The organism is Gimesia sp. (assembly GCF_048260065.1).
Lineage (GTDB): Bacteria > Planctomycetota > Planctomycetia > Planctomycetales > Planctomycetaceae > Gimesia.
The window spans coordinates 530,592-543,333 of sequence record NZ_JBLXHC010000005.1 but is presented as its reverse complement, the minus strand read 5'-3'; the positions used below and the strand labels follow the sequence as shown (position 1 = coordinate 543,333).

Below are 12,742 nucleotides of genomic sequence, written 5' to 3'. Positions count from 1 at the left end.
GATTTACAGGATGTTCTCCGCAACCCGGACGAAAAACACAGGCAGGAACAGGCGAAAAAGAAGGGGCCGAAACCGAAATCACTTCCCACGGCGAAAGAAGAATCGAACCCGGCTTTGATCTCGATTGACCGTACCGAATCCTCGGTAGTCAGGTTGCGTACGAAACAGGGGAAGTAGTCATCATCAAAGGGCAAGTCGACTGCCACTTCAAAATCAAAATCATCCGGCCCGCCAAAACATCTGCTGATCGCTGGCGGAATTGGTGGATTGTTACTGCTGCTGGGGATGGCTTATTTCGTTCGCGATGGCAAACAGGATGTACAGATCACTCAGAACGATCCTGGCATCACAAACAGCGTCGCTGGCAAAACGGCACTGACGGCCAAGGTTGTGAATGGTCAGCGCGATGGCATGTTGAATGGAGAGCTGCCAAACAGCCACTCTGCGAGTGAATCCATTAAGAATCCGCCCCCTGCAGCAAACAACTCACAGCGCTACGCATTAACTTTCCCGGAGCCAACAAGTGTTGTCGAGGTGAAAGCACCGTTCAGACTCGATGAAGACTTTACACTTGAGGCGTGGGTGTCCGAGGGAGATATCTTACCCACAGCGAATGGGGAAGCCCCGCCTAACGAAACCATTCTCGATTTGTCTATTCAAATGATGCTCAATTTAGTTCATGATCAGAGACTCAACAAGTGGTCGTTCGTAACGGCGACGAAACTCATCCCTGGATATGAGTATGTTATCTGCAGGGGCAGTTATACGAATAATAATATTGCTATACGCGGTGAAAGAAACCACATTGCAGCCATTTTCGAAAATGGTGAAGTCCGGCTTTATGTAGATGGAAAACGATTGGATAAAGTGAACTACGGCCCTGAGCGAACCCCTGCGCAGGCCAAACCACCCACCATGGTCAGAGAATTGTTGATCGGAAACACTCGTATGGCAGGCCAGAGTCCGTTTCGTGGACTGATCGAAGGCGTGCGTTACTCAAAGGGAGCCCGCTACAACGAAGATTTCGTGCCACCCGCGGAGTTGACGAAAGACAGTACTACTGAAGCACTTTACCTTTTCAAAGAAGGTCAGGGGGATATTCTCAAAGACTACTCCGACAACGGTTACAACGGAAAAATCATCGATGCCAAGTGGGTGAAAGTTGGCAGGGAGACAACTATTTCTTCGCCGCCACTTGCCGTTGCTCCGTTTGATGCGCAGCAGGCCAAAGCCCATCAGCAGGCCTGGGCGGATCATCTTGGCGTGCCTATCGAGTACGAAAATTCCATCGGCATGAAGTTTCGTTTACTTCCCCCGGGGGAGTTTCTGATGGGAAGCACAGCTGACGAGATTAAAGCGATGGAGAAATGGGTAAGTGGCAATCAGGAATTAGAGGAGAAACTCAGTAGTGAAGTTCCTCAACATAAAGTGATTCTTACTAATCCGATCTACGCCAGTGAGACGGAAGTCACGCAGGCGCAATACGAGCAAGTGATGGGAACGAACCCATCCCACTTTTCTGCTACCGGGAAGGGCAAAGATGCCGTTGCTGGTTTGGATACCAGCAACTATCCGGTGGATGCGGTGAGTTGGAGAGATGCGGCCGACTTCTGCACTAAACTGAGTCAACAAGAGAAATTGAAGCCGTTCTACTTTCGTTCCGGCGCAACGTTCACGCCACTCGACGGCATAGGTTACCGTTTGCCGACAGAGGCGGAATGGGAGTACGCCTGCAGGGGGGGAACAACAACGCGGTTCTGGAGCGGAGATAAGGATGAGGATTTGATTACAGCCGGCTGGTTCAGCAGCAACTCGAATGACCACACCCATGCCGTAGGAAAGCTGAAAGCCAATCCGTTTGGATTATATGATGTGCATGGCAATGTCCGGGAATGGGTTCAGGACAGCTGGGAGCCTTCTTTCTATGAGAAGGATGAAGTAGCCGTTAATCCATCCAACCCGTTCACCCAAAAAAAAGATCAGGTATTTCGCGGCGGTAATTGGGAGGTTAGTTGGTTCGGTTGCCGTGCAGCAGGTCGATATTCTGCTCATCCAGCGGCTAGTTCTAAATTCGGTTTTCGTGTGGTGTTGCCGGTGGAGGCGGTCAAAGAGAGCTTGCAACAGAAAAATGTCTCGAGCACGGGTAAGGTGACAAAGGGCAGGTCGGACGACGCCCCATCAGCAGCGATTGCCCCATTCGACTCATCTCAAGCCAAAGCTCACCAGCAGGCCTGGGCGAAGTACCTCGGTGTGCCGGTCGAGCAGGAAGTTGAACTCCCCGGTGGTGAAAAAATATCCTTCATGCTCATCCCACCGGGCGAATTCATGATGGGGTCAGGGAAACAGGAAAAAGACGAATATTTAGCGGAAGCAGAAGCAGCGAAAGATACCTGGTCCATCAAAAGTATTCAGACGGAATTCCCGCAACAGCATATCAAGATCACCAAACCGTTCTATCTGGGGAAGTTTGAGGTAACCCAGGCTCAATGGAAGTCTGTGATGGGAAGCAACCCATCAAAGTTTAACAAGAATCTTCAAAACCCGGTTGATACCGTGAGTTGGGATGATATCGACCAGTTTTTAGTCAAGTCGAACACTGTGACAGCGTCGCAATCATTTTCATTCACTCTGCCGACACAGGCTCAGTGGGAGTTCGCATGTCGTGCAGGAGGAACAACTGCATGGCATGACACCGAATCAGAAGCAGATTTAGCTCAGGTTGCGTGGCATAAGGGAAACGCCTTAGGTCAAACGCATCCGGTCGGTCAACTGCATCCGAATGCATTCGGTTTATATGACATGCATGGCAATGTCTTAGAATGGTGCTCAGACTTCCATTTGCTCGAGGTGGCCCAGACTGCGGTCAAATTGGATCCGGTTGGACCAACGACAGGCAAGCAAAGAATTCGGCGAGGAGGTCACATCTTCGCTGAGCCGCGTCATTGTCGTGCAGCATACAAAGCCTGGTTCACCCCCGATGGTCGTCAAGACTTTGGAGGTTTCCGACTGGCGATGACGATCGAATAACCTGCAGCCGACCGAGTCAGCGGGCACCACGGAAAAATGATTGGGCCGAAGTCGATGATACTCTGGTGACAGCCGAAGGGATTGCCGAACTGAAGAAGGCTCTGCCAGACTGCAAAGTGAAAGCTTTTGGTAAGGGGCAGCCGGGCCTGCGGGCTACAAAAACCTCAAACACACCTGAACAGTAGCATTTCAGGTCAGTCTCGCAGAGATAATTTAAACGTTGAACATTGCGATCGCAGATTTTTAGCAGTCAACAGTCCTGCTGTTTGTCACGACATGCCCTACAAATTCGCGCGAGTACTCGCCCTTGGGAAAAGCCCAGTCCCTTAGGCAAGGAAACGCAGACCATCATCGCCGCACCATATGGGACTTACAAGGTGAGGGTAAAAACGCCCCGTCAATCGGCTAACAACCAGGTGATCGCATTGTTGTAGAGCCGGATCACATCAGGCTGTTTGACATCCTCGGGTGCTCCCAGGCTTGTGTAAAAGACCCGAGCCTGTTTGGGACCGTAGGTACGGTACCACGCTAACGGCTGGGCCGGCGTATCCGTCTCCGCTTTACCAAGCAGCAGCGGGGTAGCATCTTCGGCGAGTGGCAAGACCAGATACAGCGACTGGTAACCGCGGATATGGGACGGGTCGATCCCTTTCAAGAACGGTGTTTTCGCGGGAGCATCTGGATGGCGTGTGACCCGATAAGGCAACCCCTTCGTCTCATAGCCGGTGTTTTGTCCGCCGAGTACAGCCGGTGTGAATTCCGGCCAGGCTGCTCCGCCTTCAGGAGGTTTGACATCCTTACCTGGAGGCAAAAAAGCGTGGTTGGCCGTTCGAATCCCCAGCAGTGGTTTACCCGCATTGAGATGTTTTTTGATTGCTTCGAGCTGTTCGACTGGCAGTGTTGCCCGTCGTATAAACACAATCAACAGGTCGGCTCGTGGAACCGCTTTGACCAGCCCGGGAATATCTGTTGGTAACGGCTGATTGCCTTCCAGAATCGTAACACTATGGCCAGCCGGCCGAAGCTCCTGCGTCGCGTAGCGATTGAGAAACGTGACCGCTTCGTAATTGTTTGGATCATCCACCGTCAAACAAACGATCTCGGCTCCTGGTGCATGTTGAGCAGCCATAGTGTTGATCATCATGAGTAAAAGCAGGAAGCTCGAAAACGTGCTGAATCGGTCGAGAAGTCGACCGTGGTGACTGATCGAACTGGTTGCATTTCGGGTTGGCATTGGACGTCTTTCGTGATGGAGACAGGCTGTGAATAAGACTACTGTCTAGCTGGGTATTCAATGGTTGGATTAATATTTCAGAAAACAGGTTCCCCCGTTGTTTCCAGATCAGAAAGGACTCAACATTGAGTGCCTGGGCTGAAATCAAAGCGTAGCGTCAGCCGATTGGAAACTATAACGCTGTCTGTACTGAATAGGTACTTTGAATTTCACCAACTGTGCTTAAACAGTTAAATCTTTTCTGGTTTCAGAGGTTCTTAGCACTGCTGTGTCTTCTGAGAGGCTGTTCGGAAGCGATTTAAAGACAGAATGCGAGAAAAATGCCACGACAGGGATTGTGAGGGCAAGAAAGGCAACTTCAGGTTGCCTGAGAGCATGTAAATTTAGTACCAAAAAACAAAGGCTTACGGACCTGAATTCGAGTCCGTAAGCCTTTGTTTTATAACAGTTTAAAAGTCGGGGCGACACGATTCGAACGTGCGACCTCTTGCTCCCAAAAGAAGGTATCGTCACGTAAACAATTGATATGAAAGGACTTGAAATCGATTGTGGTCCACTATAACATGGACCACAGCAGTTTTATGGACCACAATCTGGACCAGCGGAGAGTCGGAATGCCACGTCAGGCGAAATTGAACTGGGATGCCCCCCGCAACAAGTGGCGGGTCGTCTATTTCGGCAAGAAGTACCGCTTCGACGGCGGTAGCGGGAAGAGCGATCGCGAGGCCAGGAAGCAGGCAGAAGCCGCCTGGCGGGCAACCAAAGCCCAGTTAGACCTCGAAGCCGAAGAAGCCAAACCCCACCGGACCGAGTATAAAAATGTGATCGCAGAATGGGAGAGTGTACTCAGATGGTGCATCGACCATGGTGAAGAAATGACAGCCACCGTCGCGAGAGACAAAATCAAGGACTTGGAAGAGCGACTGGCCATGCAGACTCCCCCACCGCTCGGATGGTCAGATCGGCCCTTCAACGGCCCCGCCCCGCTTACTGCGATCAATGAGCGAATGAAGCCGGTATATCAAGAAGCTGGCTTAGAGCCGATCATCCAAGTCAGCGGTCCGGCTCCCTACGAGCATACTCAGTGGCAAGACCGGCTGGAGACCCAGAATCGTCGCCTGGGTGAGGCAAGCACCGAGGACACGTTCGCAGCGAACGTCGAGAAATACCTGCTCCAGAAACGTGCCAAAGTCGCTGCGAGGCAACTCTCGGCTGCGTGGGCTGAGACGTCGAGGTCACACCTTGAGTTCATCATGGAGTTCGCTGGAAGCGGCACATCCGTCTCACGAATCGACCACAATACCGTCCAGGGTCTTTATAACCATCTGCTGGGGAGAGTCGCTGCCAAACAAATGAGCGATCATTACGCTCATAACGTATTTGCTGTTTTTAAGCAGTTCGTCCGCTGGCTTGTTAAGAACACCTCGCATCTGGAAATGCTACCCAAAAATATAGACGACCAGGACCTGCGGATCTCGGTCACCCCACGCGAAGTGAAAGTCCTCACCCCCGAGCAAATCAAAACCCTGATGGAAAAAGCCAGCCCACGGACCAAACTCTATCTTCTGTTAGGATTAAACTCGGCGATGACCCAGATCGATATGGCCGAACTCCATCCCAATGAAGTTGACTGGAAGCAGGGGATCATCACACGCAAACGGAGCAAAACTGGGAACTGCGAAAACGTGCCCGTGGTATCGTATCCGCTTTGGCCGGAGACATTCGAGCTTCTCAAGCAAGAACGTAGCGATGATCCAGATCACGTGCTGCTAACCCGTGAAGGGAAACTGCTCCGGACCGAGGACATCGACGGCGGAAAGTACAAGAAGACCGACGCCGTGCGACTGGCGATCCGGAGACTCTCTAAAAAGACGGAGATCGAGTTTACTTTAAAGGCGTGCAAGAAAACTTCGGCTTCCCTGTTGCGAGGTAACCGAGACTACCAGGGACTGCAGAGCTTGTTTCTCGATCACGCCCCGCAGACTGTGGCCGAAATCCACTACACGACGGTCCCTCAAGATCTTTTGAACGAGGCCATCGCCTGGCTGGGCCAAGAACTGGGGATCGTCAATGACGAGTCTGACTAAATAACGATTCGCGCTCCGGCGATCTAAAAACCACTTTTGAGCTTGGCCACGTTTCCTGCCCTGCTATTTATCAGGACATTTCCACTATATTTGCGCGAGAACTCGCGCGAAACTGCCTGGTATGTCATGACAGATAACAGCGCGAACAACTTCAGCCCCTATTGCTCTGCGACTGCTCCCTATGATTTTTACTACTGATCGAACTTCGTCAGATTTGACCGAAATGACGCGCCAGCGAAAACGGTCGAATTAAGACATGTACTGGAATACGTATGAGTTGATAGGATTCGCTCTCGTTCAAAGGAATAAGATTGCAGGAACACCGAGAGGTAAGGAAATAATGATGGCGGCAGTTTTCATCATGCGGGTAGAGTCTTCTTCATTTCAAACGCTGAACGACCAAATTCACGTGGCGGTCGCGTGAGATGTTGAGTTCTAATCCGACGTTGCCGCCCGTTCGCATGTATCGCCTGGTTCGCCTGCTAGTCCATTGACAATGTCCCGGAATTCGCAGCACCGAAGAGCCCAGAACCTTTGACATAAGGTGCTGGATGTTCACTCAGATTACTCCTTTATCAGCGTGGCCAAGTCTTGGTTTTCATCCAGAGCGAAGTTGCATTCGCACCGCTCATCATGAGCATGAAATACGCCTATCTCGAAATCGTCGGCCAGATCAAACCGTTGAAGAAATCTCGAGAATTCCGGCTCTTGAACGGCCATCGCGCAGGCGAGCAGAACTTCGAAGTCTTCTCGCGGTTGAACCCAATATTCGAATTTCGGGTGCTTGCAGTCATGCGGCTTGTCGCTGACGTAATCGTGAATGAGGCGGCAGAGTTCGTCACCGTAAGGCCATTGCGAATGTGGCGAACTTGTGAAGTTGTAGAAACGCCAGTCACCTAGGCACCACTTGCCGTATTCCGACTCGTCAAAAGTCTCTTTGTCGGTCAACAGGCACGGCTGAATCATGCCTTCGTACGGATTAACGTTCAACGCGAATGCTCGAATCTTAACAAGCCCATTTAGATACACCGACCAACTGCAGAACTCGAGACCAATATGATCTGCAAGTTCCTTTGCGAAGGCCTGTGCATTAAATTCGACATAGCCGCCTCTATTCTCCAAGATCGGTGCCTTCCAAGGCGCATCGCAAAAATTAGGCAGAATCACACGTAACTCTCCGTCTTGGAGAATGTCACGTCGAACATACCATGAGGTCTGCTTCTTTTTGGTTTCGATCTGTAATTCGAATTCGGGCTGGTTTATCGTCCAGTTTGCGTTGTACTTGTACGGCAAGCTGGCAAGATCGTAAACTGGGACAACATGAATCGCCATAACTTCTGCACCCAACCCTCGTTCGATGTGATTTATGTACCAGTCATAATAAGATGTCCGCTCGTGATCCTCGCGTTGAATCGAATAATCTCTTGATTCCAAGCCGTCGTAAGTGGCGTCGAGCGAATTTCGGTCTCCGGTGCGAATCATCCGGTTGCGGAGTTCTACAAGGGCAAGAATGGCATCTTTCAATTCGTTATTGACGCGCCGCTCAGGACGTCCATTTGGTGGAGTAACCGAGGCGACAGAGAACAATGGAGAAAAGTTCATCGCGACGATTCTTTCTGGAAAAAGCTGTGCATGTTGATGTAGACAACAACCTCATTGCCGACGAGCCAATTTCATTCTGTCTAAATTTATCAAGATTATAGACACAACGGGCACATGCATCCACCTTCAGAATTATTCAGGGAAAAACCAACATGACAGCGGATGTTGATCCTCTCCTCTCTATCAGGATCACTGCCGTTCTCCAATCGCAAGATGTTTCCGAGAAACCTTTCGTTTTCGCGAAAGTCCACTAAATTACTCAGATATCATCGTAATCTGCCCAAGGTGAATTCGTGATTGTCGTGTTCGAAATCAAAATCACTTATTCCCGTCAGCGGTGACATAAACCGGAGCATCTTTGAACGTCGCTACAGCACTGCCACGAGAGTACCTGTGCATCGATGTGGAATGTAGGATGAACAGTGAAAGTGTTCTGGAACGCCTGAGTGAGCTGTTTGTGCATTGAGGTGAGTCCCTGGGAAAACAGCTCCATCGAATCTTCAACAGAAAACTGAGAGATGATTTGCTCAATAGGGAACTCTTCGATACGTTATAGGAATCCAAAGTACTGATCGAACACTGGAGAAGAGATTAAAATCCTATCAGGCCGCTTTGTTAACTGGGCTACAGAGCCCTGATGCGGTAAGTGAAGTTGTCTGCTCGTGTGCTTCCGTTCCGCTACAACAAGCGAGCAGAACAGCCAAAGGGCGACACAACCTTAGCCTTGCGAATGGTGCTATTCCAGGGGCGTGTCGGTGCACCTTCATGGTTCGCTGGATCTTTTGGAATTATTTTAGAATTGGATGATTCATTGGTAAAAGTGAATTTTAAATGGATCAATCGCCTGGGAGAAAGCTTGCATGCCTAATAGTTATCGTCGGTTCTACTGCCTGATTATTGTTGTCCTGGTCTGTCTAAACCCCCGGTCTGTGGCTCAAGCAGCCGATGCTCAACATCACGTGGTTGTTATCAGTATTGACGGGTTAGCAGCCTACCTTGTTGATGATCCTAAAGTTCCATTGCCAACTATTCGTCGGCTCGCTCGCGAAGGCTGTATCGTTGATGGCGGAATGAAAGTTTCTGATCCTGCTGTAACCTGGCCCAACCATACCACTCTGGTGACAGGCATGAAACCTGGTCGACATGGTGTACTTGCAAATGGGGTTCTATCACGTGGCGGAATTGGAGTCCCGGTGAAGATTGATTCTCATCGCGACCAGAGTGATCTTGTAAAAGTTCCCACCGTGGTGGATGTGGCTCATGCAGCAGGGCTGAGAACAGCTGAGGTGAACTGGCCGTGTACTCGCAATTCAAAGTCGTTTGATGACCAGTTTCCTGATGTTCCTGATGCCCTTGATTACACAACGCCCCGCTTACGAACAGAACTGATTGAAGAGGGGCTCTTGAAAGACGCGACACACGCCTCTTTTCGGAAAGCCAGCATCGTCGGGATGGATTATGTCTGGACTGAAGCAGCGTGTCATTTAATCCGTGAACGTAAACCACATCTCATGCTTGTTCATCTGTTGAATAATGATGCGACGCATCACAAGCGGGGAGCACAGTCACAAGAGGGCTACACCGCCAATGCGTATGCTGACATGTGTGTCTCTCGAATTATAGACGCGATCGATGATGCTGGCATTCGTGAAAAGACGACAATTATTCTGGTATCTGATCACGGCTTCACTCTCACCCCCAAAGCAATTCGGCCGAACGTTTTACTGCAACAGGCGGGTTTATTGAAGGTCGAAGGTGGCAAGCTGACGCAGGCACAGGTACATGTCATTCCGGAAGGTGGCATTGGTCTCGTGTACTGCACTAATCCAGCTGATGCTGCTCGGACTTCTGCTGATTTCAAGAAGATGTTCTCAGGGCAGGAAGGCGTCGCCGACGTTCTCTTGCCAGATCGTTTCGACGAAGTTGGATTTCCGCACCCGCGTGAATACAATCAGGTACCCGACGCCATTTTGATCGCGAAAGATGGATACGCAGTTTCTGGTTCCGTGACGGGAGATACGCTTGTCACCACATATGAAGAAGCACGAACGTCTCTGGGCTCACATGGGTTTCTGGCAAAACTTCCGAAGATGAATGCCATGTGCATCCTGTCTGGTGCTGGTATTCGATCAGGAATTAAACTTCCAACAGTAGACAATACCGCGATCGCTCCCACGATCGCCAAACTACTGGGGCTTAAATACCCTGATGTCGACGGTAAACCACTGTTGCAGGCAATACAGACCAGCGATTGAAGCGTTTGATTCTTGATCATGCACCCCAAACTGTGGCCGAAATCCCCTACACGACGATCCCTCAAGAACTTTTGAACGAGGCCATCGCCTGGCTGGGTCGCGAACTGGGGATCGTCTTGGGGCGCGTCTGACTAGAGAAGGATGTGTGTTCTGACGAACCTAAAAAAACTTTTGAAAATACCAGATGTGTGAGAGCGTCAGCAATATGTGTGATTTAACGATGTCCGCGAGGCTGACTCTGCTGCATCCAGAAATTTGTTTGGTCGTTCCAGATTTTTTGCTGCAGCAGGTAATTCCTCTCCCTTTGAATATTGAGCATTTCCTGCTGGTTCATCCTGTCCACCGCCTGCATGGAATTTTCGAATGACTGTTGGGCAGCTGCTTGTTGCTGAGGCAGTATCACCGATTGGTAATATCGCTGAGCTTCATGTTGCTGCTCTGCCTGTGCTGCTCGCACTGCAACTTGATGTTGATGTTTTTGACGTCGTCGATTTCGGTACATCTCGCTTGTTTTGGCAGCCAGATTCCGACCAGCATTACTTGTTGTGCTGACAGGAGATTTGGACGACTCAAAACTATTATCGTTTGCTTGTTGAATTCTTTCAGTCGTGCTGATTTCCTCTGGAGATGGTTTCTTAGACCAGTCAACCTTAATGACTGGATCTTTCTTCCATAGATCGACTTCAGTTTTATCAGCAGTATTTTCAGTCGATTTTCCAGACAATGGAACTGCTACAGCCCCCAGCAGGTAGCCGATCACCAGTATTACTGCAGCACCTAGTATTAAATTTATTTTACCCATGTCTGACCTGATCGAAAAACAGCTTAATCCTAGTAAACCTTCTTGCACTATTTGATAGTATAGCTGGTCCCAAGGGAATACAAGACGTTATTTACATATTCTAGCTGAGCCAGCTAGGTTGCCCCTCTGAATCTGGTCACCATTGATGAAAACCGCGAGCCGCTTTTAAATATTGCATTTTGCATGACTATCAAAACAGAAATTACCGACATAACTCATCTAAAAGATGCTGTTTACTGGCTCAAAATGTCATTATCCGAGATTTCTTATCTGCGTTAAGGGACTGGAACCAAACAAGACTTGAACTCGAGAATTTGTATGGCTTCCACACACACACTTGAGGAGCCCGCTTGTTCGGGTGCTTAAAAATGCATTTGAGAAAGGTTTGAGTATATCAAATCAGGGCTAAAGGAACGTCTGAGCTAACCAGGCGGCTGCCTGTGAGTTTATTTAGATTCCAGCTTCAACTACTGCTCCGGTTGAGCGTTTTGTTAGCCCTTCACGTAGGCGAGTCTACTCGCGTTGTTGGTTTGAACTCAAAATTTGTCGGCTTGAAATCGAGTCCGGCGAAGTTCAACTCGCTTCGGTGGATCTCGCCGAAAAACAGCTTCTGCATGAAAACTACCATCGGCATATCGAACTGAAAAGCGTCTTGCATGTCGCCGTAGAAAATAGTCGGCCATCGATTGGATTCGGGGGCGTTTACGTGCCAGAACCAGTAATCACGGGAATCATTCCAGCCACAAATCAATACGCCGGGACTCTCGGGGTAAACCGGATAGGGCATGTACTTGTCGCCCTCTGATTCTCGATAATCCCTCAGAATATCGTGCCCTTCTCCAAGACACTTCCGATGCCAGGGATCGCGTGGATTGAATAGTTCGATGACTCAACCAATATCGCTGTATGCAAACTCTCCACTGCCATATGCGTTGATGATCGCCTCGTGATCCTCAGGTAACGCAGGCAAGGATGGATCTAAAAGGGGACCGTCCACGTATCTCGGCTGTGCCGGGGGCGGGATTGCGTCAAGGAGTTTATTCAGCGAATTTTGCCACCGCGTCATGCAACGATCTCCAAGGGCTAACTTACGATAGACAGAATGTATTTCTTTCTGAACCTATATGGATTTCTGTCTATTGTCAATCGACACCATGTGGACTTGTCCAGACACAACCCAAACTCCTTGACCAGTTGCGAGTGATGCCTACCAAGGACTTCAGAGTTTACTTCTTGATCACGCCCAGCAACTAGTGTCTAGAGTCCACAACATGACGGTCCCTCGAGAATTATTGAACGTGGCGACGCCTGACTAGGTCAAGAACTGGGGATCGTCAGGGATAAGTCAAATTTGAGTATCATGTGAGTTCTGACCAACTTAAAAACCACTTTTGTGATTGGCCTGAAATGCGGACTCTGAAATCCCCCAAATAACTTGAAGTTACTCAATATTGCCTCAGGGAGTTTTACAGGTGGCAGAGTTGTTAAGGACTGCCGGCTCCGTAGAAAATATTTGACTGTCACGGCACAGTTGGCAAAATAGACAACACCTTTTCAGTAATCATTGCAAGGGTGTTAGAATTATGTCAGACAGAGAGCTCTCCCGGCAGCAACTTTACGAACAAATCTGGTCCATCCCAGCGTCTCGCCTGGCGACAGAATTTGGGCTGTCTGATGTCGGGCTGGCAAAGCTTTGTAAACGCCATGATATCCCCCGCCCCCCACGTGGCTACTG

The 12,742-nt window shown here is 49.7% G+C and carries 7 protein-coding genes; 3 read left to right on the top strand and 4 right to left on the bottom strand.

Annotation, left to right across the window (positions count from 1 at the left end):
* Positions 1-267 precede the first annotated feature (267 nt).
* Complete coding sequence (locus ACN0YN_RS12820) at positions 268-3,027, top strand: SUMF1/EgtB/PvdO family nonheme iron enzyme (protein WP_417385404.1); 2,760 nt, start codon at positions 268-270, stop codon at positions 3,025-3,027.
* 397 nt (positions 3,028-3,424) lie between these two features.
* Here ACN0YN_RS12820 and ACN0YN_RS12815 read toward each other — a convergent pair whose 3' ends face one another.
* On the bottom strand, positions 3,425-4,156 hold the full coding sequence (locus ACN0YN_RS12815) for a ThuA domain-containing protein (RefSeq protein WP_417385403.1): 732 nt from the start codon (positions 4,154-4,156) through the stop codon (positions 3,425-3,427).
* A 719-nt stretch (positions 4,157-4,875) separates the two neighbouring features.
* On the opposite strand from ACN0YN_RS12815, the gene ACN0YN_RS12810 reads away from it, so the two are divergent.
* Positions 4,876-6,348 (top strand): tyrosine-type recombinase/integrase, encoded by a 1,473-nt coding sequence (locus ACN0YN_RS12810; protein WP_417385402.1) that lies wholly within the window; start codon positions 4,876-4,878, stop codon positions 6,346-6,348.
* Positions 6,349-6,912: 564 nt separating this feature from the next.
* Here the strand turns inward: ACN0YN_RS12810 and ACN0YN_RS12805 are convergent.
* Positions 6,913-7,950 carry a hypothetical protein gene (locus tag ACN0YN_RS12805; RefSeq protein ID WP_417385401.1) on the bottom strand — a complete coding sequence of 346 codons (1,038 nt, stop codon included), beginning with the start codon at positions 7,948-7,950 and terminating at the stop codon, positions 6,913-6,915.
* An 860-nt stretch (positions 7,951-8,810) separates the two neighbouring features.
* On the opposite strand from ACN0YN_RS12805, the gene ACN0YN_RS12800 reads away from it, so the two are divergent.
* Positions 8,811-10,205: an alkaline phosphatase family protein gene (locus ACN0YN_RS12800; RefSeq protein WP_417385400.1), complete on the top strand. Its 1,395-nt coding sequence runs from the start codon at positions 8,811-8,813 to the stop codon at positions 10,203-10,205.
* 214 nt (positions 10,206-10,419) lie between these two features.
* Here the strand turns inward: ACN0YN_RS12800 and ACN0YN_RS12795 are convergent, their stop codons facing one another.
* Entirely contained in the window at positions 10,420-11,007 is a 588-nt protein-coding gene (locus tag ACN0YN_RS12795) for a hypothetical protein (RefSeq protein WP_417385399.1), read from the bottom strand.
* A 499-nt stretch (positions 11,008-11,506) separates the two neighbouring features.
* A complete protein-coding gene (locus tag ACN0YN_RS12790) occupies positions 11,507-11,794 on the bottom strand; it encodes a hypothetical protein (RefSeq protein WP_417385398.1) in 288 nt (95 codons plus the stop codon).
* Positions 11,795-12,742: the final 948 nt, after the last annotated feature.

Bases quoted from the DNA above. Each gene is read 5' to 3' on its own strand.
- ACN0YN_RS12790 (WP_417385398.1), bottom strand. From the start codon at position 11,794: ATGCCCTATCCGGTTTACCCCGAGAGTCCCGGCGTATTGATTTGTGGC.
- ACN0YN_RS12795 (WP_417385399.1), bottom strand. From the start codon at position 11,007: ATGGGTAAAATAAATTTAATACTAGGTGCTGCAGTAATACTGGTGATC.
- ACN0YN_RS12805 (WP_417385401.1), bottom strand. From the start codon at position 7,950: ATGAACTTTTCTCCATTGTTCTCTGTCGCCTCGGTTACTCCACCAAAT.
- ACN0YN_RS12800 (WP_417385400.1), top strand. From the start codon at position 8,811: ATGCCTAATAGTTATCGTCGGTTCTACTGCCTGATTATTGTTGTCCTG.
- ACN0YN_RS12815 (WP_417385403.1), bottom strand. From the start codon at position 4,156: ATGGCTGCTCAACATGCACCAGGAGCCGAGATCGTTTGTTTGACGGTG.
- ACN0YN_RS12810 (WP_417385402.1), top strand. From the start codon at position 4,876: ATGCCACGTCAGGCGAAATTGAACTGGGATGCCCCCCGCAACAAGTGG.